Origin of the sequence: Escherichia sp. E4702, from assembly GCF_963883545.1 — a bacterium.
GTDB lineage: Bacteria > Pseudomonadota > Gammaproteobacteria > Enterobacterales > Enterobacteriaceae > Escherichia.
Window position 1 is genome coordinate 23618 of the sequence record NZ_CAWORF010000019.1, and the last position, 26184, is coordinate 49801.

At 50.1% G+C, this 26184-nt stretch carries 27 protein-coding genes and 1 pseudogene; 11 read left to right on the forward strand and 17 right to left on the reverse strand.

Annotated features, from left to right (window positions below):
* From artQ to artJ, 3 genes are all read left to right on the forward strand, one after another.
* The gene (gene artQ, locus AACU94_RS12300; RefSeq protein WP_001612717.1) at window positions 1-717 is read left to right on the forward strand and encodes an arginine ABC transporter permease ArtQ; all 717 of its coding nucleotides are present in this window, start codon (window positions 1-3) and stop codon (window positions 715-717) included.
* Complete coding sequence (gene artM, locus AACU94_RS12305) at window positions 717-1385, forward strand: arginine ABC transporter permease ArtM (RefSeq protein WP_000464489.1); 669 nt, start codon at window positions 717-719, stop codon at window positions 1383-1385. Before artQ ends, artM begins: the two co-directional genes overlap by 1 nt.
* Window positions 1386-1631: 246 nt before the next feature.
* A complete protein-coding gene (artJ, locus tag AACU94_RS12310) occupies window positions 1632-2363 on the forward strand; it encodes an arginine ABC transporter substrate-binding protein ArtJ (RefSeq protein ID WP_130214725.1) in 732 nt (243 codons plus the stop codon).
* A 174-nt stretch (window positions 2364-2537) separates the two neighbouring features.
* Here artJ and rlmC read toward each other — a convergent pair whose 3' ends face one another.
* From rlmC to AACU94_RS12360, 10 genes are all read right to left on the reverse strand, one after another.
* Complete coding sequence (rlmC, locus tag AACU94_RS12315) at window positions 2538-3665, reverse strand: 23S rRNA (uracil(747)-C(5))-methyltransferase RlmC (protein ID WP_135489507.1); 1128 nt, start codon at window positions 3663-3665, stop codon at window positions 2538-2540.
* Window positions 3666-3705: 40 nt separating this feature from the next.
* Entirely contained in the window at window positions 3706-4194 is a 489-nt protein-coding gene (locus tag AACU94_RS12320) for a YbjO family protein (RefSeq protein WP_130205221.1), read from the reverse strand.
* 59 nt (window positions 4195-4253) lie between these two features.
* Window positions 4254-5099 carry a putrescine ABC transporter permease PotI gene (gene potI, locus AACU94_RS12325; protein WP_130222145.1) on the reverse strand — a complete coding sequence of 282 codons (846 nt, stop codon included), beginning with the start codon at window positions 5097-5099 and terminating at the stop codon, window positions 4254-4256.
* On the reverse strand, window positions 5096-6040 hold the full coding sequence (potH, locus tag AACU94_RS12330) for a putrescine ABC transporter permease PotH (protein ID WP_130214732.1): 945 nt from the start codon (window positions 6038-6040) through the stop codon (window positions 5096-5098). The genes potI and potH overlap by 4 nt, the downstream gene beginning before the upstream one ends.
* A 9-nt stretch (window positions 6041-6049) precedes the next feature.
* Window positions 6050-7183, reverse strand: coding sequence for a putrescine ABC transporter ATP-binding subunit PotG (gene potG / locus AACU94_RS12335; RefSeq protein ID WP_130214734.1), 1134 nt, complete (start codon window positions 7181-7183; stop codon window positions 6050-6052).
* Window positions 7184-7277: 94 nt separating this feature from the next.
* Window positions 7278-8390 (reverse strand): spermidine/putrescine ABC transporter substrate-binding protein PotF, encoded by a 1113-nt coding sequence (potF, locus tag AACU94_RS12340; RefSeq protein WP_135489508.1) that lies wholly within the window; start codon window positions 8388-8390, stop codon window positions 7278-7280.
* A gap of 350 nt (window positions 8391-8740) precedes the next feature.
* Entirely contained in the window at window positions 8741-9217 is a 477-nt protein-coding gene (locus AACU94_RS12345; protein WP_000203025.1) for a type III secretion system chaperone family protein, read from the reverse strand.
* Window positions 9218-9304: 87 nt separating this feature from the next.
* On the reverse strand, window positions 9305-10207 hold the full coding sequence (gene rimK / locus AACU94_RS12350) for a 30S ribosomal protein S6--L-glutamate ligase (RefSeq protein ID WP_135489509.1): 903 nt from the start codon (window positions 10205-10207) through the stop codon (window positions 9305-9307).
* A 60-nt stretch (window positions 10208-10267) separates the two neighbouring features.
* Window positions 10268-10990, reverse strand: a complete 723-nt coding sequence (nfsA, locus tag AACU94_RS12355) for a nitroreductase NfsA (protein WP_130222147.1) — start codon at window positions 10988-10990, stop codon at window positions 10268-10270.
* Window positions 10974-11261: a DUF1418 family protein gene (locus AACU94_RS12360; RefSeq protein ID WP_135489510.1), complete on the reverse strand. Its 288-nt coding sequence runs from the start codon at window positions 11259-11261 to the stop codon at window positions 10974-10976. The genes nfsA and AACU94_RS12360 overlap by 17 nt, the downstream gene beginning before the upstream one ends.
* A 159-nt stretch (window positions 11262-11420) precedes the next feature.
* Here AACU94_RS12360 and AACU94_RS12365 point away from each other — a divergent pair.
* A pseudogene (locus tag AACU94_RS12365) lies at window positions 11421-11674 on the forward strand (GrxA family glutaredoxin).
* Window positions 11675-11705: 31 nt separating this feature from the next.
* On the opposite strand, the gene AACU94_RS12370 reads toward AACU94_RS12365, so the two are convergent.
* The gene (locus AACU94_RS12370) at window positions 11706-12083 is read right to left on the reverse strand and encodes an inner membrane protein YbjM (protein WP_130205203.1); all 378 of its coding nucleotides are present in this window, start codon (window positions 12081-12083) and stop codon (window positions 11706-11708) included.
* Window positions 12084-12350: 267 nt separating this feature from the next.
* Between AACU94_RS12370 and AACU94_RS12375 the strand changes: the two genes are divergently transcribed.
* The gene (locus AACU94_RS12375) at window positions 12351-14036 is read left to right on the forward strand and encodes an aspartate:alanine antiporter (RefSeq protein WP_130205201.1); all 1686 of its coding nucleotides are present in this window, start codon (window positions 12351-12353) and stop codon (window positions 14034-14036) included.
* 135 nt (window positions 14037-14171) lie between these two features.
* Here the strand turns inward: AACU94_RS12375 and rcdA are convergent, their stop codons facing one another.
* A complete protein-coding gene (rcdA, locus tag AACU94_RS12380) occupies window positions 14172-14747 on the reverse strand; it encodes a DNA-binding transcriptional regulator RcdA (RefSeq protein ID WP_130214746.1) in 576 nt (191 codons plus the stop codon).
* Between the two features lie 83 nt (window positions 14748-14830).
* Here rcdA and AACU94_RS12385 point away from each other — a divergent pair, with 83 nt between their 5' ends.
* The 3 genes from AACU94_RS12385 to ybjH all read left to right on the forward strand — a co-directional run bounded on the left by AACU94_RS12385 (window position 14831) and on the right by ybjH (window position 17223).
* Complete coding sequence (locus AACU94_RS12385; RefSeq protein WP_135489511.1) at window positions 14831-16039, forward strand: MFS transporter; 1209 nt, start codon at window positions 14831-14833, stop codon at window positions 16037-16039.
* Window positions 16039-16854, forward strand: a complete 816-nt coding sequence (gene ybjI, locus AACU94_RS12390; protein ID WP_130205195.1) for a 5-amino-6-(5-phospho-D-ribitylamino)uracil phosphatase — start codon at window positions 16039-16041, stop codon at window positions 16852-16854. The genes AACU94_RS12385 and ybjI overlap by 1 nt, the downstream gene beginning before the upstream one ends.
* An 84-nt stretch (window positions 16855-16938) precedes the next feature.
* Window positions 16939-17223: a protein YbjH gene (gene ybjH, locus AACU94_RS12395; protein ID WP_074399644.1), complete on the forward strand. Its 285-nt coding sequence runs from the start codon at window positions 16939-16941 to the stop codon at window positions 17221-17223.
* Window positions 17224-17263: 40 nt separating this feature from the next.
* On the opposite strand, the gene mdfA is transcribed toward ybjH, so the two are convergent.
* Window positions 17264-18496, reverse strand: coding sequence for a multidrug efflux MFS transporter MdfA (gene mdfA / locus AACU94_RS12400; protein ID WP_135489512.1), 1233 nt, complete (start codon window positions 18494-18496; stop codon window positions 17264-17266).
* A 273-nt stretch (window positions 18497-18769) separates the two neighbouring features.
* Between mdfA and ybjG the strand changes: the two genes are divergently transcribed.
* The gene (gene ybjG, locus AACU94_RS12405; RefSeq protein ID WP_130215049.1) at window positions 18770-19366 is read left to right on the forward strand and encodes an undecaprenyl-diphosphate phosphatase; all 597 of its coding nucleotides are present in this window, start codon (window positions 18770-18772) and stop codon (window positions 19364-19366) included.
* 57 nt (window positions 19367-19423) lie between these two features.
* Complete coding sequence (gene deoR, locus AACU94_RS12410) at window positions 19424-20182, forward strand: DNA-binding transcriptional repressor DeoR (protein WP_135489513.1); 759 nt, start codon at window positions 19424-19426, stop codon at window positions 20180-20182.
* Between the two features lie 47 nt (window positions 20183-20229).
* Here the strand turns inward: deoR and dacC are convergent, their stop codons facing one another.
* Window positions 20230-21432 carry a serine-type D-Ala-D-Ala carboxypeptidase gene (gene dacC, locus AACU94_RS12415; protein ID WP_130222153.1) on the reverse strand — a complete coding sequence of 401 codons (1203 nt, stop codon included), beginning with the start codon at window positions 21430-21432 and terminating at the stop codon, window positions 20230-20232.
* 246 nt (window positions 21433-21678) lie between these two features.
* Between dacC and gstB the strand changes: the two genes are divergently transcribed.
* Window positions 21679-22305, forward strand: a complete 627-nt coding sequence (gene gstB, locus AACU94_RS12420) for a glutathione S-transferase GstB (RefSeq protein WP_135489514.1) — start codon at window positions 21679-21681, stop codon at window positions 22303-22305.
* Here the strand turns inward: gstB and yliI are convergent.
* The 3 genes from yliI to AACU94_RS12435 form a co-directional block, all read right to left on the reverse strand.
* On the reverse strand, window positions 22302-23420 hold the full coding sequence (yliI, locus tag AACU94_RS12425) for an aldose sugar dehydrogenase YliI (protein WP_135489515.1): 1119 nt from the start codon (window positions 23418-23420) through the stop codon (window positions 22302-22304). The genes gstB and yliI overlap by 4 nt on opposite strands.
* Window positions 23421-23530: 110 nt before the next feature.
* The gene (gene bssR / locus AACU94_RS12430; RefSeq protein ID WP_130214762.1) at window positions 23531-23914 is read right to left on the reverse strand and encodes a biofilm formation regulator BssR; all 384 of its coding nucleotides are present in this window, start codon (window positions 23912-23914) and stop codon (window positions 23531-23533) included.
* Window positions 23915-24018: 104 nt separating this feature from the next.
* A complete protein-coding gene (locus AACU94_RS12435; protein ID WP_135489516.1) occupies window positions 24019-26073 on the reverse strand; it encodes a beta-galactosidase in 2055 nt (684 codons plus the stop codon).
* Window positions 26074-26184 lie beyond the last annotated feature (111 nt).

Genomic DNA, 26184 nt, shown 5'->3' on the forward strand with positions numbered 1-26184 from the left:
ATGAATGAATTTTTCCCTTTAGCAAGCGCCGCCGGGATGACCGTCGGCCTTGCCGTTTGTGCATTGATTGTCGGACTGGCGCTGGCGATGTTCTTTGCGGTATGGGAGTCAGCAAAATGGCGTCCTGTCGCGTGGGCGGGCTCGGCGCTGGTGACGATTCTGCGCGGCCTGCCAGAAATTCTGGTGGTGCTGTTTATCTATTTTGGCTCCTCGCAGTTACTGCTGACGCTTGCGGATGGCTTCACCATCAATCTTGGGTTCGTGCAGATCCCGGTGCAGATGGACATTGAGAACTTCGACGTTAGCCCGTTCCTTTGTGGTGTCATCGCTCTGTCACTGCTGTATGCCGCCTATGCCTCGCAAACGCTGCGCGGTGCATTAAAAGCGGTGCCAGTTGGCCAGTGGGAATCCGGTCAGGCGCTGGGGCTGTCGAAATCGGCTATTTTCTTTCGTCTGGTGATGCCACAGATGTGGCGTCATGCGTTGCCTGGCCTCGGTAACCAGTGGCTGGTGCTGCTGAAAGATACCGCGCTGGTCAGTTTGATAAGTGTGAATGACTTAATGCTACAAACCAAAAGCATCGCTACCCGTACCCAGGAACCATTTACCTGGTACATTGTGGCGGCGGCGATTTACCTGGTGATTACTCTATTGAGTCAGTACATTCTCAAACGCATTGACCTGCGCGCGACACGTTTTGAGCGGAGGCCCAGCTAATGTTTGAGTATTTACCCGAACTGATGAAAGGGCTGCACACCAGCCTGACGCTAACCGTTGCCTCGCTGATTGTGGCGCTGATTCTGGCGTTGATTTTTACCATTATCCTGACGCTGAAAACGCCGGTGCTGGTGTGGCTGGTGCGGGGTTATATCACGCTGTTCACCGGTACGCCGCTGCTGGTGCAGATCTTCCTGATTTATTACGGGCCGGGCCAATTCCCGACGTTGCAGGAGTATCCGGCACTGTGGCATCTCTTGTCAGAACCGTGGCTGTGTGCACTGATTGCGTTGTCGCTGAACAGTGCAGCGTATACCACGCAACTGTTTTACGGCGCGATCCGCGCGATCCCGGAAGGTCAATGGCAGTCCTGTAGCGCTCTGGGAATGAGCAAAAAAGACACGCTGGCGATCCTGCTGCCGTATGCCTTTAAACGCTCGCTCTCTTCGTATTCCAACGAAGTGGTGCTGGTGTTCAAAAGTACCTCTCTGGCATACACCATTACGTTGATGGAAGTGATGGGTTACAGCCAGTTGCTGTACGGACGCACCTACGATGTGATGGTATTTGGCGCGGCGGGGATTATTTACCTGATCGTTAACGGCCTGCTGACGCTGATGATGCGTTTGATCGAGCGTAAAGCGCTGGCGTTTGAGCGACGGAATTAATGTAGTTGCGTACGGTTTTGTAGGTCTGATAAGACGCGCCAGCGTCGCATCAGACACCTGCACAGAACCCACATAGTGCATAAATTCTTATAATGAAGACGGGCAACCCACTAAGTTGTCCGTCTTTTTTTATTCCAATTAAATTATTTAATCATATTTATTGCATATAAATTCAATTAATGGCATTGTTATCCCATGCCGCAGACACGGCCAAAAATCATAAGATTGACAGACGGGAGTTCCATCATGAAAAAGTTAGTTCTTGCCGCTTTACTTGCTTCCTTTACTTTCGGTGCTTCTGCCGCAGAGAAAATCAATTTTGGCGTATCAGCGACCTATCCTCCGTTCGAGTCGATGGATGCCAATAACCAGATTGTCGGCTTTGATATCGACCTGGCAAAAGCCTTGTGCAAACAAATGCAGGCAGAATGTACTTTTACTAATCACGCTTTCGACAGCCTGATCCCGTCACTGAAATTCAGAAAATATGACGCCGTTATCTCCGGTATGGATATCACGCCGGAGCGTAGCAAACAGGTATCGTTTACCACGCCCTACTATGAAAACTCAGCCGTCGTGATTGCCAAAAAAGATACCTACAAAACGTTTGCCGATCTGAAAGGTAAACGCATTGGGATGGAAAACGGCACCACGCACCAGAAATATATTCAGGATCAGCACCCGGAAGTGAAAACTGTCTCCTATGACAGTTATCAGAATGCCTTTATCGATCTGAAAAATGGTCGTATTGATGGGGTATTTGGTGACACAGCGGTGGTAAACGAATGGCTGAAAACCAATCCGCAACTGGGCGTTGCTACTGAAAAAGTGACCGATCCGCAATACTTCGGCACCGGCCTGGGTATCGCTGTACGTCCGGATAACAAAGCTCTGCTGGAAAAACTGAATAACGCGCTGGCAGCAATTAAAGCTGACGGTACATATCAGAAAATCAATGACCAGTGGTTCCCACAGTAATTGAGACTGATGACAAAAGTAAGATTGCCTGATGCGCTGCGCTTATCCGGCCCACATCAACTCTGCAATGTATTGATTTAGCATGATTTTGTAGGCCGGATAAGGCGTTCACGCCGCATCCGGCATGAACAAAGCGCACCTGATCAGCAATCTGAAGCCGCACCTGCGGCTTTTTTATTGCTTCACCAGCAGCGTCAGCACTTCATAGTGCGCGGTGTGCGGGAACATATCAAAAAGCTGTACCCGTTCAATGCGATAACCAGGCAGTTCGCGAATATCTTTCGCCATCGTTTGAGCATTACAGCTGGAGTAGATAATAAAACGCGGTGCCATCGTTGCGAGATAATCACACAGCGGTTTACCAATGCCGCGGCGCGGCGGGTTAACCAGCACCAGCTCCGGCACCTCTCCCTGAGCGGTGGCAAACTGAGTGGAATCCAGCGCCTGAAATTGCAGACGCGTTAAGCCCAGTTCAGAGGCTGACTGCTTCGCACAGGCAATGGCTTCTGGCGCAATTTCGATCCCGGTTAACTGCATGTCAGCCGTCGCGCAGTGTAAACCAAAGCCCCCCACGCCGCAGAACAGATCCCACATATGTTTGACCGGCAGCTGCCGTACCCAGTCGCGCGCGGTGGCATACAGCTGGCTGGCGACCGCCGGATTAGTCTGGAAGAAACTTTGCGGGCGGATCCACAGCGGCACATCGTTAAAACGCTCTGCCAGCGACTGTTGTTCCGTCAGGTAGATCTCCGTCTCCCCTTCCATAATCGCCATATGTACCGGCTGAATATTGACGGTAATAACTTTCAGCTGCGGTAGTTGTTCCTGTAACCACGGTAGCGCCTTACGCAGTTGCGCCAGTTTGGTTTCGGAACGCAACACAAAACGCAGCATCATGCCGCCATCGCTCTGACTTTCAGTCAGCAGAATGTATTTCAGTTCGCCACGTTTACGCGCCACGTTGTAGGGCGTTAACCCCGCACGGGCGATAAACGGTTTTAGCACCGCAAAAACGGGCGCAAATGAGGCAGGATAAAGCGGGCAATCGCAAAGATCTTCCGGCGTGCCGTCGCGATGCAGCATTCCGAGCAGTGGTTTTTCAACGCTGCCACTCACCACCATTTTGGCTTTATTACGAAACCCTTGTTCCGGGCCAGACATCGGCGCGCACCATTCCTCAACCGGAAAATCGGCCAGCAGATTCTTAAGATCGGCGGTTTTAGCGGAGAGTTGCTGTGGAATCGGCTGCGTTATCCACTGACAGGAACGACAGCGACCCGCGTCGTAAAGTGCGCACTGCATACATTGACCTTCACATCATCAGGGGCGACGATTATACACATTATTGCAACTGGAAGAACCGCCGACTGGTCGAGGGAACGAACAGCAGCATCAGGATGAGCATATCCGGCAACTTCTGCAGCATCAGGCTATGGAAGATTTCACGTTTTGATTCACCGGGAATGCTGAACAACTCCGGATAACCATAACCCAGCGAAGCAGCCCACAAATAACTGGCGGCCGTGATTTGTGTCAGCAGATACAGCCAGCGCGCCCAGCGACGCCCTTTCACCAGCGAAAACGCACACCAGATCTCAATAAAAACCAGCGCCAGACTGCTTAAAAAGACCAGCGTTAAACTCCAGGTTTGTACGCTGCGATGAATGAACTCGCCAATACCGCGCACGCCTAATGTATTGAAAATCATCAACACGTCGAGGCCACGGATCATAATAATGGCGAGCGCCGCCACCTGCACCAGCGCAGGCACATTCAGGCGAGCATGTGATGAAGATGTTTTCTTAAAAAATCCCAACGGTTCGTCTTCCATGAAAACAATGCCGCGACATGCGCGGCATTATGTAGCCAGGTTGGCAAATTTTAGTGTCTTCAGCCACGTCTTGCACGCTGGATATCACGTATCCGCTGCTTTTCTGCACGCGCCATCAGATACCAGGCGATAAATCCGACAATTCCGACCGCACCGAGAATTAACGTTGCAAGTGCGTTAATTTCTGGATTCACCCCCATCCGCACGCTGGAGAAGACCAGCATCGGTAACGTCGTGGCTCCCGGGCCGGAAACAAAGCTGGCAATCACCAGATCATCAAGCGACAAAGTAAAAGCCAGTAACCAGCCAGAAATAATCGCGGGCATGATCATCGGTAGCGTAATGACGAAAAACACTTTCAGCGGCATCGCACCGAGATCCATCGCCGCTTCTTCTATCGAGCGATCAAGTTCCCGCAGGCGCGACGAAATAACGACTGCCACATAAGCCGTACAGAAAGTAACATGCGCCAGCCAGATGGTGAGCATGCCGCGGTCCGCAGGCCAGCCAATGGCATGAGCAAGCGCGACGAACAACAACAACAGCGACAAGCCCGTGATGACATCTGGCATTACCAGCGGCGCGGTGATCATAAAGGCAAAACCATTTGATCCGCGAAACCTGCCAAAACGCACCAGCACCACCGCCGCAATCGTCCCGAGGATCGCCGCCGCCGTCGCCGCACAGGCCGCAATTGTCAGGCTTAAACCAACCGCACTCATCATTGCGTCATCGCGCAATAACTCACCGTACCAACGCGTTGACCAGCCCGCCCACACCGTCACCAGCTTCGAGCTGTTAAATGAATAGATAACCAGCATCAGCATTGGCGCATAAAGAAAGGTGAAGCCCAGCAGCAAAATCGCAATCCGCCAGGGCGAACGAACGACCGGTAAATTATTCATCCGTGTTCTCCCACACTTTTTTGCTGATACTTGTGGAACCACATAATAGGCACGATTAGCAGCAACAACATGATAATCGCCACTGCCGAGGCGACTGGCCAGTCACGGTTATTGAAGAACTCCTGCCACAGCACGCGCCCGATCATGATGCTATCCGGACCGCCGAGCAGTTCCGGGATCACAAACTCGCCCACGGCCGGGATAAACACCAGCATCGACCCGGCAATAATCCCACCTTTAGTCAGCGGCACGATCACAGTAAAGAACGTTTTCAGCGGTCGTGCACCGAGATCCAGCGCCGCTTCCACCAGCGAATAATCAATACGAATCAACGCGGTGTAGATCGGCAGCACCATAAACGGCACATAGGCGTAAACAATGCCAATATAGACCGCCAGGTTGGTATGCAGAATGGTCAGCGGTTGATCGATAACGCCCAGCCACAGCAGGAAGTTATTCAGCACACCATTGTTTTTTAATATTCCCATCCAGGCATAAACGCGGATCAGAAACGAGGTCCACGACGGCAGGATCACCAGCAGCAATAAGATATTGCGGGTCGAGGGTTTACTGTGCGCCACCGCCCACGCCAGCGGGTAGCCGATCAGTAAACAGCAAAATGTCGAAATCGCCGCCACCTGTAACGACTGGAGATAAGCATCGAAATAGAGCGGATCGTCGGTCAGTTGCAGGAAATTACCGAAATTAAGGGTGATGGACAGTTGCCCGTCAGCCCACTCCATCAGTTCGGTATAAGGCGGAATAGCTCGCGCCATCTCTGCAAGGCTTATTTTAAAGACAATCAGAAATGGCAGCAGGAATAGCAAAATTAACCAGATATACGGCAGCGCAATCACCAGTTTGCGCCCGTGCTTCATCTGCCACTGCGTAAGCCACTGTTTTAACCCGCCCGGCTGGACAGGAGGTTCAAGTGTACTCATCTTTGCTCCTTAAACCGTCAGCACCACACAACTGTCCACTTCCCAACATAAACGAACTTCATCACCCCAGGTCGGTAGCCCTTTGCGGTGACGATGCGCGTTTTGTAGCTGGGCGCTAATCATCTGCCCGCTTTTCAGACGAACGTGATACACCGAAAGATCGCCGAGATAGGCAATGTGTATCACCTCCCCCACCGCGAAGTTACAACCATTGGCGGGCGGCTCCTCGCAAAGCATGATTTTTTCCGGTCGCAGCGCCACATGTACCGGCACGTTATCGACCACTGACGCCAGCGGATCGACTTTCAGCGGATGGACCAGCCCCGGTGAATCGAGCAACAAGCCGTCTTCCTGACGCTCTTTTAGTAGCCCTTCAAAGACGTTGACTGAACCAATAAACTCGGCGCTATAGCGGGTAGTCGGATGCTCGTAAATCTCTTCCGGCTCGCCAATCTGAACAAATTTCCCGCGATTCATAATGGCGATACGCCCCGCCATGGTCATCGCCTCTTCCTGATCGTGAGTAACCATTACGCAGGTCACGCCGACACGCTCCAGAATATCCACCACTTCAAGCTGCATCCGGTCACGCAATTTTTTATCCAGCGCGCCCATCGGTTCGTCGAGCAGTAATAGTTTCGGGCGCTTGGCAAGGCTTCGGGCCAGGGCCACACGCTGGCGTTGGCCACCGGAAAGCTGATGCGGTTTGCGTTTGGCGAACTCCTGCATATGTACCAGTCCGAGCATCTCGTTGACCCGGCTGGCAATTTCCGCTTTTGGCAATTTGTCCTGCTTCAGGCCAAAGGCGATGTTCTGTTCCACGGTCATATGGGGAAACAACGCGTAAGACTGAAACATCATATTGATGGGGCGTAGATAAGGAGGAACCCGTGACAGGTCGACGCCATCAAGCATAATCTGCCCGGCAGAAGGTTGTTCAAAACCTGCCAGCATACGTAGCAGCGTGGATTTACCACAGCCGGATGCGCCCAGCAGCGCGAAGATTTCGCCTTTATAAATGGTCAGACTGACATCATCGACCGCATGTTGACCATCGTAGGATTTGGTCAAATTACGGATTTCTAATAGTGGTGTCAGCGACTTACGACTTTTCGCCTGCGGGCGAGGGATAGCGTCATTCACGGCTGCTCTCCGGCATTGAATGTGTGCAAGCGCACCATGATGGTGCGAATTGCCGGCGGGTGTGGTGCACCCGTCCGGCATCTACAACAGCAGATTATTTTCCGCTCTTCACTTTGGTCCAGGCGCGAGTGCGCACTCGATCTATTTTTGGATCCTGCACTTGTAGTGTGAACATTTTGGCGCGAACGTCCGCAGGCGGGTAAATTCCTGGGTTATCACGGACTTCCGCACTCACCAGCGGCGTGGCTGCTTTATTGGCGTTAGCATAGAACACATGGTCGGAGATATGCGCTACGACATCCGGACGCAGCAGGTAATTCAGGAACTGATACGCTTCGTCTTTATTTTTGGCATCCGCAGGCATGGCGAATACATCAAAGAATGCCATCGCCCCTTCTTTTGGAATCGAGAACGAGACATTCACGCCATTCTTCGCTTCCTTCGCGCGGTTTGACGCCTGCCACACATCACCCGCCCAGCCAATAGCGACGCAAATATCGCCGTTTGCCAGATCGTTAATGTATTGAGATGAATGGAAATAACGAATATTTGGACGCAGCTTTAACAGCAGATCGGTTGCCGGGCCAGTGTAATCATCCGCTTTGGTGCTGTTGGGATCTTTGCCGAGATAATTCAGCACGGTGGCAAACACTTCTTCCGGCGCATCGAGGAACGAGACTCCGCAGCTTTTCAGTTTTTCCAGATTTTCAGGTTTGAGGATCAAGTCCCAGCTATCGACTGGCGCGTTTTCGCCCAGTACCGCTTTGACTTTATCGACGTTGTAGCCAATTCCTGTGGTCGCCCACATATACGGCATGGCAAATTTATTGTTGGGATCGTGTTTTGCCACCAGCTTCAGCAGTTCTGGATCGAGATTCTTCCATTCTGGCAATTTGCTTTTATCCAACGGCTGGAATACACCAGCAGTCAACTGGCGTTCAAGAAAACTGGCTGATGGAACGACAAGATCAAAGCCGGTGCTCCCCGCCATTAACTTGCCTTCCAATACTTCGTTGGAATCGAAAACATCGTAGACGACTTTTATACCCGTCTCTTTTTCAAAATTTGCCACTGTATCTGGAGCGATATAATCAGACCAGTTATAGATGTGGAGTGTTTTTTGTTCAGCCGCGAGCGTGCCGACAGAGACGGCCATCAGAGCACCTGCAACCAGACCCGATAGCCATTTTTTATTTAAGGCGGTCATATCTCTTTCCTTCTGAAAGTTCGTTAACAAACGAACAAAAGTTGTCACACTGAAAGATATGCAATAAACGTGCATATTTTTTATCGGCGCGGCGCAAGAAAAGAGAACTCTCTCCCGGCCAGCATTGCTCGCTATATAAAAGCCTTGCAAGAATAACTTTAGCCAGGGTTTGAAACTATAGCTGTAATTAAAAAACAGTATTTAACAAATTTTTATGCGCATTTGCTCTATGTGATAAAGCAAATTCGGCATAAGACAAGTGAAAAAATCTTTAATGGAAGGTTAAATTTAGCAGGAAATATTATAATGCGCAGTCACTGCGGCAGCGACTGCGTGCTCAAAAAGAATTATCAGTGAAGGAAATAGTTTTCGGTAACGTTATTTTGCCCTTCATCGTCAGTCGGCAACAGCAGTTGATGGGCATTGGCTTCAAGGATGACCATCGAAATCTGCTCTTCACTCTGGCGTACGAACCATGCAAATTGTTCATAGGTTACGCCCTGCATAACGGATAAAGACTGGCAAACCACCAGCTTTGGCAGATTATCATCCTGCATATCAAGAAATGCTTTCACAGTCAGCGAACTGGCATTGATGGCCGACAAATCCGCCGCCAGCGGCAACACGGCTGAAGGTCTGACTTCCGCCATGGCAGAAAACAGGATCGTGTTATCAATCAGGTCGATTTTGGCATCAAAGACACCGTCGAAATTCTGCATATGCGGCAGATGTAGCGCCTGACAGTTATCACATTCAAAAAAACTCATCCCCAGGTCATCGAGCCATTGACGCAACGTATCCAGACCAGGAACGACCAGCGATGTCATAATTTTGTACAACCTCTTCCGATAAAAAGACTGGCACAGCTTACGCAAAAAGCGCAGGCAAAACCATGATCAGTCACGTTATTGCGACTAACCACCAGTTTTTAAGCAATATTCTGCCGTGGCGTGGCGCTCAATCCAGCGGATCATTTTACTCGCGATGTCGATACCGGTGGTTTTCTCTATTCCTTCCAGACCGGGCGACGCATTCACCTCCATCACTAACGGTCCGCGATTTGCACGCAGAATATCCACACCAGCAACATCCAGAGCCATCGTTCGCGCGGCTTTTATGGCAATTTCACGCTCCTGCGGGGTAATACTGGCAATGCTTGCCGCACCACCGCGATGCAAATTGGAGCGAAAATCGCCCTCTTTCGCCTGCCGTTCAATTGCCGCGACCACTTCATCGCCAACGACCAGACAACGGATATCACGGCCTTTTGCTTCTTTTATATATTCCTGCACCAGAATATGCGCATTAAGACCGCGAAAAGCGTCAATTACGCTTTCTGCTGCCTGACGCGTCTCCGCAAGCACCACTCCAATCCCCTGCGTGCCTTCGACCAACTTGACCACCAGCGGCGCACCACCGACCATCTCGATTAAGTCGCTGGTATCATCCGGCGAATGCGCCATACCTGTTACAGGCAGGTCAATGCCCTGTCGCGCTAACAGTTGCATGGAACGCAATTTGTCACGCGCACGGGCAATCGCGACCGATTCATTCAACGGATAGCTCCCCAGCATTTCGAACTGCCGTAGCGCCGCCGTCCCATAAAAGGTAATGGCGGTGCCAATGCGTGGGATCACCGCGTCAAAATGGGGTAGCTTGCGGCCTTTATAATGAATAGAAGACGCCGCAGGATTAATGTTCATATAGCAAGAAAGCGGATCGAGAATTTCAACCAGGTGACCACGCTGTATAGCGGCTTCACGCAGCCGCTTACACGAATAGAGCGTTCCATCCCGGGACAATATGGCAATTTTCACCCTGCACCTCTCTGTCAGACCTGGTCAAAAGCCCGCGTATCATACATCGGCGTTACGGTTTTAGCGCGTAGCCCAACCTTGTTTATGCAAATAATCGAGAATAAAAGGACGGCTTTCTTTAATGATTGTCCGACGAATATGGTCGCTCCAGGTATCCCGACGATTATTGCTGCCACGGGTGAGATAATATTCCGCCAGTTGCTCGTCATACTGCGCCAGAGCGTCTTTATCCAGCGGTTGATAGCTGTTTTCATGCACTACAATAGAGGCGGGTAAACGCGGCTTGAGATCCGGGTTATCCGCAGGCCAACCAAGACACAGACCAAACAACGGCAGAACATGCTTTGGTAACTTCAGCAGTTCTGTCACTGCTTCGATATTATTGCGCAGTCCACCAATATATACTCCGCCCAACCCCAGCGATTCCGCTGCAGTTAACGCATTTTGCGCCATCATCGCCGTATCAACGACACCGAGCAACAGTTGTTCCGCCAGGCCAAGTTGTGCATCCGGACAGATCTGTAAATGACGGTTAAAGTCGGCACAGAACACCCAGAACTCCGCCGCTTGCGCCACATGTTTTTGCCCCCCGGTCAGCGTTACCAGTTCTTCACGCAGCGTTCTATCGGTAATGCGAATAATGCTACTGCATTGCAAAAAACTGGAACTGGAAGTCGCTCGGGCGCTGTTGATAATCGCCTCACGCTGCGCCTCAGAAATGGGGTCATCAGTGAAATGGCGAATGGAGCGATGGCCACAAATAAGTTCAATGGTTGGCGTCATTATCTTTTTCTCTTTCTGAACGTGAAGATTCCAGTGGGCGGTTCATCAGTTGTGGGGCAAGCCGTTTTGCCACCTGAAGAATAACCACCACCGCAGCGGGAAGCATGAGCAAAACACCGAGAAAAATCATCAGAATTTGTATCTCTGGCGTCGAAAACGGCACCGGAAGCGAAAGGTAATGGCTTAACGACAGCAGCGCCGTCACCAGTAACATCATGCCGATGAATTCCAGTCTCAACACGCTTTTAGGTAATTTACCGATCGCGCGCATAGGCTTCCCTCTGCAAAGTGAATTGCTATTTTAAAACCTTTCGTTGCGTTGTGCTTAACAGTTATAGCTTTAAGCAATCAATGCAACAGGTTAAACCTACTTTCAGCAAATAAATTTTGGCGTAATCATGGCGGACATAAACAGATGAAGAGAGAAACAATGCAAACCGTTATTTTTGGTCGTCCGGGTTGCCCTTACTGCGTGCTAAAGAGTTGGCAGACAAACTGAGTAATGAACGCGATTACTTTGAATATCAGTATGTTGATATTCGTGCAGAAGGGATTAGCAAAGAAGATTTACAACAGAAAGCGGGTAAACCAGTAGAAACCGTACCGCAGATTTTTGTCGATCAGCAACACATCGGCGGCTATACCGATTTTGCTGCCTGGGTGAAAGAGAATCTTGAAGCCTGATTGCCAGATAAGCCCTCTCTGTTTGAGGGCTTTATTGATTTTTTCTGTGCTGTGACTTGAACAAACTACTAATAAACAAGAAACACAACGCCCCCAACGCACACCAGAAGACGGCGCTCAATAACCACGCCAGCTCTTGCCAGAATGAGCGTGTTGGTGAAAAAAACAGACGCATAATTAACATAGAACACGGTGCCGCCAGCATTGCGCCAAACAGCGGTTTAAGGACTTCTCTACGCTGCGAAAAAAAGCTGGCAACCGCCCCAGGAAGAATGAAAAACAGCAAGCCGATTTCAGGATGCCCGGCAGCCCGAAAAGCGCCTTTCATTTGCGTCGCCAGGAACAGGCACACTACAATGAAGAGGACAAAACAGCAGATTGCCCCCGCCCAACGTTGTTTATGTTTCACTCGCTCCTCCTGACACTGCCTCTATCGAACACATTTTCGCCACTATGGCGTTCAGTAAGATAAAGCCGCTTCGCATTCCATGCTAATATAGGCCAACGCAATTTTTATAGCCGTTGGTACTTAATGTGATTACACTAGTAAAATATATTGTTTCTTTACTATTGCTTATGTGCGCTGAATGAATCCGCGCCCTGATTTCAGGTAAAAACATTATCTTAAATTACCATTTCTTTCAACAGCTTACTCGTAAACAAGAAGTTAGTCTCCGTGAATATAAACGTCGCCGAATTGTTAAATGGGAATTACATTCTGTTATTATTTGTAGTCCTTGCGCTTGGACTATGTCTAGGAAAATTACGACTTGGTTCAATCCAACTGGGTAATTCCATTGGCGTTTTAGTCGTCTCGTTACTATTAGGGCAACAACATTTCAGCATTAACACCGACGCGCTTAATCTTGGCTTTATGTTGTTTATTTTCTGCGTCGGGGTCGAAGCTGGACCCAACTTTTTTTCCATTTTTTTCCGCGATGGGAAAAATTACCTAATGTTAGCTCTGGTGATGGTTAGCAGTGCGCTGGCGATCGCCTTAGGGTTGGGTAAGCTGTTTGGCTGGGATATCGGTCTGACGGCCGGTATGTTGGCTGGCTCCATGACATCGACACCGGTTCTGGTCGGTGCTGGCGACACATTACGCCATTCCGGTATGGAAAGCGGACAGCTCTCCACAGCACTGGATAATCTAAGCCTTGGGTATGCGTTAACTTATTTAATTGGCCTGGTGAGTTTAATTGTCGGTGCACGTTATTTACCGAAGTTGCAACATCAGGATTTACAGACCAGCGCCCAACAAATCGCTCGCGAACGTGGCCTGGACACCGATGCCAGCCGAAAAGTTTATTTGCCGGTGATCCGCGCCTACCGTGTCGGTCCGGAGCTGGTGGCCTGGACCGACGGCAAAAATCTGCGTGAATTGGGTATTTATCGTCAAACTGGTTGCTACATTGAACGTATTCGTCGTAACGGGATTCTGGCAAATCCGGATGGCGACGCCGTGCTGCAAATGGGCGATGAGATAGCGTTAGTGGGATATCCAGACGCCCACGCCCGCCTCGATCCCAGCTTCCGTAACGGTAAAGAAGTTTTTGATCGTGACCTTCTCGACATGCGTATCGTCACTGAAGAGGTCGTCGTCAAAAACCATAACGCGGTAGGTAAACGTCTGGCACAACTGAAGTTGACCGATCACGGTTGCTTCCTTAACCGCGTCATCCGCAGCCAGATTGAGATGCCAATTGATGACAACGTTGTGCTTAATAAAGGTGATGTTTTACAGGTGAGCGGCGATGCCCGTCGCGTGAAAACCATTGCTGACCGCATCGGCTTTATCTCGATTCACAGCCAGGTCACAGACCTGCTGGCATTCTGCGCGTTCTTTGTTATTGGCCTGATGATCGGGATGATCACCTTCCAGTTCAGTACATTTAGCTTCGGCATGGGTAACGCTGCTGGCTTGTTATTCGCCGGCATTATGTTGGGCTTTATGCGCGCTAACCACCCGACCTTCGGTTACATTCCGCAGGGGGCGTTAAGCATGGTGAAAGAGTTCGGCTTGATGGTGTTTATGGCAGGCGTTGGTTTAAGCGCCGGTAGCGGCATTAATAACGGCCTGGGCGCGATCGGTGGTCAGATGTTAATTGCCGGATTGATTGTCAGTCTGGTGCCGGTGGTTATCTGCTTCCTGTTCGGCGCTTATGTACTGCGTATGAACCGCGCACTCCTGTTCGGCGCGATGATGGGCGCGCGTACTTGTGCTCCGGCAATGGAGATCATCAGCGACACCGCACGCAGTAACATCCCAGCCTTAGGTTATGCGGGTACTTATGCAATAGCTAACGTACTGCTAACGCTGGCCGGGACAATCATTGTCATGGTATGGCCAGGACTCGGATAAAACTGAAGTTGCCCTGAAAATGAAATTTTTTTGTACAATCGGCGAACTTTTCTTTAGGGCATCAGTCTTAATTAGTGCCACTGCTTTTCTTTGATGTCCCCATTTTGTGGAGCCCATCAACCCCGCCATTTTGGTTCAAGGTTGATGGGTTTTTTGTTGCCTGAAATTTATCTCCTGCCCCGCCACTCGTGCCACCATCCGTAAAATCTCCTCGCGCGATAGCGGCTTACGGTCAGTGACAAAATGCAGCGTCATCCCTTCAATAAAAGCATCCAGAGCCCGGGCCGTTCCAGGTTCAAACCATTGTTCGAGTGTTTGCTGACTGCGCTGCATCCAGTTTTGCATCACTGTTTTTAATAACGGTTTTCGACTGGCCAGCGCGTAGAGTTGATACATCAGTTCCATGTTGTCCGGCGTTGCAACCTGCGAGCTGTAGATCATTTCTGTGATGGCCTGGCAGGCACTGGGGGCATCTCTGACATCGAGAAAAAATGCCTGATATTGCCGTGACATAGTCTGCGTAAAGCTACTGAACGCCTCCAGTAATAGCTCATCAATTCCTGAAAAATAGTAGGTCATCGACCCTAACGGTACCCCGGCAAGGGTAGCTATTTTACGGTGCGTCACGGCATGTATTCCGTAAAGTTTCACCGCCTCGAGAGTGGCCTGGATGATTTTTTCTCGCCGTTGTGGATCGTTAGCGCGACGCATGTCATTTCCTCTCTCTGCAATTGTGTACAAATGTACACAACCTTGCTAAGGTTGTCTTCTCTCTTCTTTTTTTGACGTGATCTATGACAGTAAATTCTTCACGTAATGCCTTGAAACGCCGTACCTGGGCGCTGTTCATGTTCTTCTTTTTGCCGGGCCTTCTAATGGCTTCCTGGGCAACCAGAACGCCCGCTATCCGCGACATTCTTTCTGTCTCTATCGCCGAAATGGGCGGAGTGCTCTTTGGTCTGTCAATCGGTTCGATGAGCGGCATTCTCTCCTCGGCGTGGTTAGTAAAACGCTTTGGGACGCGTAATGTCATCCTGGTCACGATGTCCTGCGCATTGATCGGGATGATGATATTAAGTCTGGCGCTCTGGCTGACATCTCCTGTGCTCTTTGCCGTTGGTCTTGGCGTTTTTGGCGCCAGTTTTGGTTCCGCAGAAGTGGCGATAAACGTTGAAGGTGCTGCCGTTGAGAGAGAAATGAATAAAACGGTTTTGCCGATGATGCATGGCTTCTACAGTCTCGGTACGCTGGCGGGGGCTGGTGTAGGGATGGCGCTGACGGCCTTTGGCATTCCGGCAACTGTTCACATTTTGCTGGCGGCGCTGGTGGGCATCGCGCCTATTTATATCGCTATTCAGGCAATCCCTGACGGTACGGGAAAAAATGCTGCCGATGGCACGCAGCATAGTGAAAAAGGGGTTCCTTTTTATCGCGATATTCAGTTGCTATTAATTGGTGTCGTGGTGCTGGCAATGGCTTTTGCAGAAGGTTCTGCCAACGACTGGTTACCCTTATTAATGGTTGATGGTCACGGTTTTAGCCCTACTTCCGGCTCGCTGATTTATGCCGGTTTTACCCTGGGGATGACCGTTGGACGTTTTACCGGCGGCTGGTTTATTGATCGCTACAGCCGCGTTGCCGTGGTACGTGCCAGTGCACTAATGGGTGCGTTGGGTATCGGGCTAATTATTTTTGTTGATAGCGCCTGGGTCGCCGGAGTGTCTGTTGTACTTTGGGGACTGGGTGCCTCGCTGGGCTTCCCGCTGACCATTTCAGCCGCCAGTGATACCGGCCCCGATGCGCCAACCCGTGTCAGCGTAGTGGCCACGACCGGTTATCTGGCTTTCCTCGTCGGGCCGCCGCTGCTGGGCTATCTCGGCGAACATTATGGATTACGTAGTGCAATGCTGGTTGTACTGGCGCTGGTTATTCTCGCGGCTATCGTCGCAAAAGCCGTCGCCAAACCCAATACAAAAACGCAGACTGCGATGGAGAATAGTTGATGGGCATTAAATTAATTGCGGTAGACATGGACGGTACTTTCTTAAGCGATCAAAAAACCTATAACCGCGAGCGGTTTATGGCCCAATATCAGCAGATGAAAGCACAAGGTATTCGCTTTGTGGTTGCCAGCGGGAATCAATATTATCAGTTGATCTCATTCTTCCCCGAAATTGCCGATGAAATTGCTTTTGTGGCGGAAAATGGCGGCTGGGTAGTGAGCGAAGGCAAAGATGTTTTTAATGGTGAGCTATCGAAAGATGCTTTTGCCACTGTCGTGGCGCATTTGCTGACGCGCCCGGAAGTGGAGATTATTGCCTGCGGTAAAAATAGCGCCTATACCCTCAAAAAATATGACGATGCCATGAAAACTGTGGCGGAAATGTATTATCACCGTCTGGAATACGTCGATAACTTTGACAACTTAGAAGATATCTTCTTCAAGTTTGGCCTGAATCTTTCCGATGAACTGATTCCACAAGTGCAGAAAGCATTACATGAAGCCATCGGCGATATTATGGTGCCAGTGCATACCGGCAACGGCAGCATCGATTTAATCATCCCCGGCGTGCATAAAGCCAATGGTCTGCGTCAACTCCAGAAATTATGGGGAATAGACGACAGCGAAGTCGTGGTCTTTGGTGATGGCGGTAATGATATTGAGATGCTGCGTCAGGCAGGGTACAGCTTCGCAATGGAAAATGCCGGCAGCGCGGTTGTTGCAGCGGCGAAATATCGTGCAGGTTCCAATAACCGTGAAGGCGTACTGGACGTGATTGATAAAGTTCTTAAACACGAAGCGCCATTTAATCAATAAAACGGCAGCACGCCCGGCAACACAACGCCTGAATGAAGGCTGCATAATTCGCAGAAATTAACCCACCGAATTATTTCAGGCGAAATGATTATGAAGAATTATGTTTTGCTGGGCGCGTTTCTCATGAGCTTTGCCGGTGCAACGATGGCGCAAAGCGTTACCGTCGATGTGCCGAGTGGATACAAAGTGGTAGTGGTCCCTGATTCTGTCAGCGTTCCACAAGCAGTCAGTGTCGCTACTGTGCCGCAAACCGTCTATGTGGCTCCGACTCCTGCTCCAGCTTACCGTCCACATCCGTATGTTCGTCACCTTGCCAGCGTTGGCGAAGGGATGGTTATCGAACATCAGATCGATGACCATCACCATTAATTCGAAAATGCCTGATTGCGTTGTGCAATCAGGCATTTTTTTACCCTTCGTGTGAATTTCCTACCTGTTTATCTTTTAAAAAGATAAACATCAGCAGCAGCCACAAAATTCCGTTGGCAAGGTTGAAGAGATTAAACAGACCGTTGCCGCCGTTCAGGTACGCGTGTTTACTGATCTCAATACCGACAGTGAAAATCAGCATTTGCAACATCCCCATCGCCGCCGAGACAGTACCTTTACTCATATCGCTGGCAAACAGGGTTAATCGCACCAGTCCCGCATTCGCCAGACCAATACCAAAAGCATAAATACTTAACCCTGCGGTCATCCACAAATACGCATGCGATGAGATGACCGTTGCCGCAGCGGCGACCAACAGACCAATCATAATCGGCCAACCGCCCATAATGATCAGCGAACGTACGGTGCGACGCGAGGTCAGTCGCGCCAGCAGTAGGTTCCCCGCAATTAATGCGCCGAAAATGGGAACTTGCAGCAAACCATATTCATAGCTGCTCAACTGCTCGCCGGTTATGATAATAATCGGCGACTGGGCAATCCACGCCAGCAACGGCAGACTAACAAACCCCAGTGCCAGCGCCCCCGCAACAAAGCGACCATTCTTCAGCACCAGCTTGTAGTCACGCCCGAGCTCTTTCAGCGACAGTTTCTCGCCTATACGCGTGGCGGTTTCTGGCATGGCACGTTGCAGGCCGAAGAAGGAGATCGTTGCCAATGCGGCAAATAATACAAACATCCCTTCCCAGGGCAGCACATGGATCCACGCCGCGCCCACCAACGGGCCGAGTAGCGGAGCAATCAGCGCCACGTTCGCCATCAGCGCGGTGATCTTGATACAAACCGCCTCTTCGAAGGATTCCTGAATTGCGGCGTAACCTACAGCGCCAATGAAACAGAGGCTTATGCCCTGCAAGAAGCGCAACAGCGTGAATTGTTCAATGTTTTGCGCCAGTAATATCGCCAGACAAGTGATGATAAACCACACTACGCCCGCCAGCATCACCGGACGGCGACCAATACGATCCGACAATGGCCCCAGCAGCCACTGTAAAAACATCCCACCCGCAAGGTACGCGGTCATCGAGGTAGGAACCCAATCAATGCCCGCCTGGTACTGTTCAACCACGGCCAACATACCGGGCTGAATCATATCGTTACCGATATAGGTTGAGAATTCGTAGAGCACCAGACAGAGAGGGAAAAGTAATGCCTGACGTCCAAGTCTGGTACCATTAGCTAATCTATTTTGCATGCAATTTCTTCGCCAATAATAATCGCGCAAAGTTTAATAAAAGCGCGGCTAACGAGAAAGCAATTTTTGCCCCTTAAGCACATTCTTACATTAATCGGCGATTAGACTCTCTTTTTTAAGCTTTATTTAACTACCGCGCGTTACCATTACTTCACATAATACGGGCCGCTTATGAGAAATAAGACGATGCCGCTTTACCCTGTTTAACATGCACCTTATTCTCACCGCCTTGCCTGACGGCTCCCCATTAAACACCTTATGAGTCTGGAAGTTATGCTGGAAAATCTCAATTACTCATTATTCTCTCTAATTAATGCCACGCCAGATTCTTCTCCGTGGATGATCTCGTTGGCGATTTTTATTGCCAAAGATTTGATCACCGTGGTGCCGCTACTGGCCGGGGTACTTTGGCTGTGGGGACGTACGGCGCAACGGCAGATAGTGATAAAAATAGCGATCGCACTGGCTGTAAGTCTGTTTGTTTCCTGGGGGATGGGTCATTTATTTCCGCATGACCGCCCGTTTGTCGAGAATATCGGCTATAACTTCCTGCACCATGCGGCGGATGACTCTTTCCCGAGCGATCACGGCACAGTGATCTTCACCTTCGCTCTGGCATTTTTAATCTGGCATCGTTTGTGGTCCGGATCGCTTCTCATGGTGCTGGCCGTAATTATTGCCTGGTCGCGGGTCTACCTTGGCGTCCACTGGCCACTGGATATGCTTGGTGGATTGTTAGCGGGAATGATTGGTTGCCTTAGCGCGCAGATTATCTGGCAAGCTGCGGGGGCGATGCTCTACCAGCGACTGCAATCGTGGTATCGCTTCTGTTTCGCCTTACCGATCCGTAAAGGCTGGGTACGTGGCTGATTTCGGATAAAACGTGTAATATCAGGCGGCTCGCTTCAATAACTATTCAGAGGGAATATGGAAACACGTCGCGAAGAGCGCATCGGGCAATTACTCCAGGAATTAAAACGCAGCGATAAGTTACATCTGAAGGACGCCGCCGCCCTACTTGGGGTTTCAGAGATGACGATTCGTCGCGACCTGAATAACAACAGCGCCCCCGTCGTATTACTCGGCGGCTATATCGTTCTCGAACCACGCAGCGCCAGCCATTACCTGCTAAGCGACCAAAAATCCCGTCTGGTGGAAGAAAAACGCCGCGCTGCGAAACTGGCCGCGACGTTGGTAGAACCCGGTCAGACCCTCTTTTTTGACTGCGGCACCACTACGCCCTGGATTATTGAAGCGATTGATAATGAAATCCCTTTCACCGCCGTTTGTTATTCACTAAATACCTTTCTGGCGCTGCAAGAGAAACCACATTGCCGGGCGTTTCTTAGTGGTGGAGAATTTCACGCCAGCAACGCCATCTTCAAACCTATCGATTTTCAACAAACGCTGAATAATTTTTGTCCGGATATCGCTTTTTATTCCGCTGCGGGTGTACATATCAAAAAAGGCGCAACCTGTTTTAATCTTGAAGAGTTGCCGGTAAAACACTGGGCTATGTCGATGGCGCAAAAGCATGTGCTGGTTGTCGACCACAGTAAGTTTGGTAAGGTACGTCCGGCACGCATGGGCGACCTGAAACGCTTTGATATCGTAGTAAGCGATCGTAGTCCGGAAGATGAGTATGTGAAGTTCGCGCAAACGCAGCGTATTAAGTTAATGTATTAATTAAGCATCACCGGATGACGTCAACGCGTCATCCGGTCATCTAAAGATTAAGAGAACCAGCTACCAAACCACTGATGGAATTTCATCATCACGAAATCCCACATCCGACCAAAGAATCCCCCCTCTTCCACATTCTCCATTACGATCAGCGGACGCTGTTCAATAGATTTACCGTTAAGCTGGAAATCAATGGTTCCGACGACCTGGCCTTTTTTCAGCGGTGCGGTGAGCTGCGGTTCGGTTAATGTATAACTGGCTTTCAGGTTTTTCAGTTGTCCACGCGGAATAGTCACCGATCCGCCTTCGCCAGCACCGAGATTCACTTCACTCTTATCGCCAAACCAGACTCGCTGGGTCACAAAGGTGGCATCAGGCTTAATTGGTGTCACGGTTTCAAAGAAACGGAAGCCCCAGGTGAGCAACTTTTCGGACTCATTAAAACGGATACGATCGGTTTTCGCTCCCAGTACCACAGAGATCAAACGCATGTCGCCCTGGGTCGCGGAGGCCACCAGGTTGTAACCGGCTCCTGCCGTAGTACCGGTCTTCATGCCATCGACATTGACATTACTACTCCACAGCAGACGGTTACGGTTAGGCTGGCGAATCTTGTTGAAGGTAAATTCCTTCTCTTTATGAATGGCGTACTCTTCCGGTACATCGTGGATTAACGCTTTGCCCAGCAAGGCCATATCGCGTGCGGTACTGAACTGCCCCGGTGCGTCGAGGCCGTGCACCGTCTGGAAGGTGGTGTTGGTCAGGCCCAATTTTTTAGCATAACCATTCATCAAGCCAATAAATGACTCCTGACTGCCCGCGACGTAATCTGCCAGCGCAATACAGGCGTCATTACCGGACTGAATAATCACGCCTTTGTTTAAATCAGCCACCGAAACCTGATCGCCCGGTTTGAGGAACATCACCGATGAACCGCGCAGCGCCGGATTCCCCGTCGCCCAGGCATCTTTACCGACCGTCACCATATCGGTGAGTTTAATCTTATCGGCCTTGAGCGCCTGCCCAACCACATAGCTGGTCATGATTTTGGTCAGACTGGCTGGGTCCAGTTTCTCATCCGCATTACCTTCAGCCAGCACTTTTCCGCTGGCGTAATCCATTAAAATCCATGCACGCGCATCCACGCTCGGCGCGTCAACGGTTTGTTCCGCCGCGAATGCCATTGGGGCAAAAAGGAATAAAAATGCAGAACCCGCTGCAAGACCACGAAGGAGAGAGGAGTATTGCGTCATAAATGCCACCCGAGTATCCATTCAAAAAAAATACGTTATATCGCCGTATGATAAGTTCGGTGATTAATAACGCACACACAAACTTAAAGAAACCGTAAGTTGGTAAAGTTTTTAAAGTTTATGCAATATCCTGCCGCTTCGCTGCTTCTGGCGTCATTTTTTTACCAACTGTTGCTTAAAAGTTAACTTTACTCCACCATCAGAGTCCTGTTCAGCCTGTGGCTGCCTGTGTAAAAAGGGGTGAGTATGATTACGCTGTGGGGTCGGAATAATTCAACCAACGTAAAAAAAGTGTTGCTGACGCTCGAAGAACTGGATCTGCCTTATGAGCAAATTCTCGCGGGCCGTGAGTTTGGAGTAAACCATGACGCCGACTTTCTGGCGATGAATCCCAACGGGCTGGTGCCGCTGTTGCGCGACGACGAAAGTCATTTAATTCTCTGGGAATCGAACGCCATTGTCCGCTACCTGGCAGCACAGTACGGGCAAAACCGCTTGTGGATCGACTCGCCAGCACGTCGTGCAGAAGCGGAAAAATGGATGGACTGGGCAAACCAGACGCTCAGTAATGCCCATCGCGGGATCCTGATGGGATTGGTCAGAACACCGCCTGAAGAACGCGACCAGGCCGCCATTGATGCCAGTTGCAAGGAATGCGACGCTCTGTTTGCCCTTCTTGATGCTGAACTGGCAAAAGTGAAATGGTTCTCTGGTGATAAATTTGGCGTGGGTGATATCGCTATTGCACCGTTTATCTACAATTTGTTTAACGTCGGTCTGACCTGGACACCGCGTCCAAATCTGGAACGCTGGTATCAACAGCTCACTGAACGCCCCGCAGTGCGTAAAGTGGTGATGATTCCCGTTAGCTAATTATTACGTGGACTTACTTTCAGTAATTCGCCATTGGACTCGTCGGTCAATACGTACAAATAACCGTCGGGCCCAGTGCGAACATCACGAATTCGCTGCCCTCTGTCCGTTAATATGCGGCCATCTTCTGTCACTTTGTCGCCGTTGACGCTCATCACGATGACATCTTTGTCTTTTAACGCGCCAATAAATAATTTTTGCTGCCACTGGGGGAATTTGTCGCTGTTATAGAAGGCCATACCGCTCACGGCAGGCGAATCTTTCCAGTAGAAAATCGGTTGTTCGGTTCCGGCAACGATTTCCCCTTTCGCTTCCGGTATCTTAAAGCCCGAATAGTTGATTCCCCAGGTTGCCAGCGGCCAGCCGTAGTTTTTGCCTTTTTGCGGGATATTAATTTCATCACCACCGCGCGGGCCATGTTCATTCAGCCACAGCGCATTGCTCCACGGATTCATCGCCATCCCTTGCGGATTACGAATGCCGTAAGACCAGATCTCAGCGCGCGCACCGGATTCCTTTGCAAAAGGATTATCATCCGGGATCTCGCCCTGGTCGGTCAGACGCACCAGTTTGCCCTGTAATTTATCCAGATCCTGCGCCGTCGGGCGCTGATTGTTTTCCCCCAGACCAATAAACAAATAACCTTTGCCGTCAAACACCAACCGTCCACCAAAATGGTTACCGGTAGAAAGCTTAGGCATCTGACGAAAAACAGTGCGGAAATCCGTTATTTTTGTCAGATCATCGCTCAAACGGCCATAACCTACGGCAGTACCGGCTTTGTCATCATCTCCCTGTTCTGAATAACTTAACCAGATGCGGCGAGACTGGGCAAAATCAGGCGCTAAAGCTACATCCAACAAGCCTCCCTGCCCGTGCGCCCAGACTTCCGGCACACCAGCCAGCGGCGCAGATAATCCTTTTCCTTCTTGCCAGTGGCGTAACTCGCCACCACGCAGCGTGATTAACATACCGTGATTATCGGGTAAAAAGGCCAGCGCCCAGGGATGGTCGAGTTTGTCTTGCAATACTTCGACATTTACCGTTGCAGGTGCCGCCCAGAGAGCGGAAGAAACACAGAAAAGGGTCACAAGGAAAAGAGATTGTCGATGCATAACGCCTCCGGATTGACTCTGGCTTAAAGCGTAGTCAGTCAAAAGCGCAACAAATGCATTTTTACATAAACTTAAACATGAAGGGGGAGATGCATTCTCCCCCTTAGTTTTCAGGCCTGCTCAAGCATGGTGTGCTTTTCAAGGCTCTGGATACTCAGCGTTAAGCTCATCAGACAATTTTCAAGCTTATCGGCGTTGACGGTAATAACAGTCGGGCAATCATGATGCCCGCTCATCAAACATACTGCGGCTGTCGCTAATGCTTCTTCAGCGTGATGAAGAGCACCCCACTCTTCCTGATCCAGATGAAGATTCAACCGCAGCGATTTATCGTGCAATTCGCGATGCAGTTTAAAAAAGTTATCTCGTAGATGATTGCTTTCGCTGACGGACATGTATCCTTTGGCCTTCCTCAGATGCACGTATGCAGCGAGGTCAACTTGTGCGTCTTTCAACCGGTTCAGCAGGTCGCTTCGCTGTCTGTCAACGAACATACTTCGATCCTCCTCTTTCCAGCCTTATTGCAATTAAATAGTATGGCCATTTTTTGAGCAAAATGCTGTCAAGGATCAATACTTCACATCTTATTAATAAGAATTTACATTATTTCTCTTTCCAGTACCTCACATCCCCACGGCGCCAGTTCTAATTGTTGTGAACAAGCCTTGCCCGTTTCCGCCACTCGCCACGCTCCAGGAAGCACAACATTTTGTACATGAGCAGTGTAATTTTGTACAAAAACCCATTCCTGATCGCCGTCTGCCCGACGCGTTGCAATAACGCCAGCAGGAAGTTCAGTAGCAAGTGCTTTTGGGAGATGAAGTGTGTTGATCAACATCGCGGCAAACGCTTGATGAAATGACGCATCATTACGCGAAGCCACATAAAAAGCACGACCTTGTCCGACGTGATTTACCGTTAACGCAGGTGTACCCGCATAAAAATCCTCACCATAGCGCGCCAGAACCTGAGCACCTTCGGCGTGAATAACCGAACATAATTCCCGTGCCTGCCATTGCCCCTGCAGTCCATACGCATTCGGCTCGCAGATAACGTCGTTATGCTGATAATCATTAAGACTATCAATCTCTTCAGCCCATACGCCCATCAGGTCACGCAACGGGCCAGGGAACCCACCCAGGTGACATAAATCGGTTTCATTGACAATCCCGGACCAGTAAGTGGTGACAAAATTGCCACCAGCTTCGACATAGGCACGAGCACGAGCAGCAAATCCATCGCGAACCATATAGAGCATTGGGGCGATAACTAACTGATAACCCGTAAGATCACAATCAGCATTGATAATATCGACCGCCACGCCCTGCTCCCAGAAAGGTCGGTAATGCTCCACTACCGTTTGTTCGTAGTGGATACCGCAATTGCGCGGCCCGGCAGCATCATTGACCGCCCAGCGGTTCTCCCAGTCGAAAATAATGGCAACTTTTGCCTGCGTTTTCGTCCCAACCAATTGTTTAAGATGAGCCAGCCGTTGCCCCAGTTGTATGACTTCGCGCCCGGTACGCGTCTCCAGATGACCGACGTGATCAACCACCGCGCCATGAAACTTCTCCACGGCACCACGACTCTTACGCCACTGAAAATAGTGCACGCCGTCTGCGCCGTGAGCGACGGCCTGTAAGGAAGAAAGAATATTCATTCCCGGCTTTTTCAATTTGCTGGTTGGCTGCCAGCTTGTCTGACTGGGCGTGGATTCCATCAGAATAAACGGTTTATTTTTCAAGGTACGCATCAGGTCGTGATACATCGCTGTTTTACAGGCTACGGCGCGTTCATCTTCCTGTTTGTGCCACATGGGGTAGCTATCCCAACTCACAAAATCAACCACTTCGGCTAATGTCCAGTAGTTGTAGTCATTGAAATACCACATAAAATTGGTCGTCGCAGGTAAATCGGGGCGTTCAGCTTTTAACGGCGCGATTTCCATTTGATAGAACTCTTTTACCTGCGATGTGACAAAGCGCCGCCAGTCAAGATTCAAACCGTGGTTGGACATTTCACCTATTGGGGAAGGAGATTCAATTTGTGACCAGTCAGTGTATGTATGGCTCCAGAAGCCAGTCCACCATGCCTGATTAAGCGCCTCAAGAGTGGCGTAACGCGTCTGCAACCAACGGCGAAACGCCTGCTGGCATCCATTACAATGACACTCTCCGCCATACTCATTACTGATATGCCATCCCAGAACCGCCGGATGATTGGCGTATCGCTGCGCCAGATTACGGTTAATTTGCGTCACTTTATCTTTATACACTGGCGAAGAAAGGCAGTGATTATGGCGACCACCGTGAAGCATTTTCTCGCGTGAGGCGCTAACTCTCAGAACCTCCGGATAACGAGCAGCAAGCCAGGCGGGTTTGGCTCCGCTTGGTGTTGCGAGGAAGACAGAGATCCCACCAGCATGAAGTTTATCCAGCACCTCATCCAGCCAGTCAAAGCGATACTCACCCTCTGTGGGTTCCAGTATTGACCAGCTAAAAATGCCCACCGACATGGTGTTACAACCAGCCTGTTGCATCATGGCGATATCTTTCTCCAGAATCCCAGGGACATGTAACCATTGCTCCGGATTGTAATCAGCTCCATGAAGTAACCATGGGGCTCTGGGGATGATCGGTGGGTACTTGTCCATGCTGACTCCTGAATTGTTTTAAACAGACAAAAAATGTTATTCGTTCACAATACTGTCATCTAGTAATTTATTGCTTCGTTATGCAAGGAATGTCCGGCAGGAATGTGATCA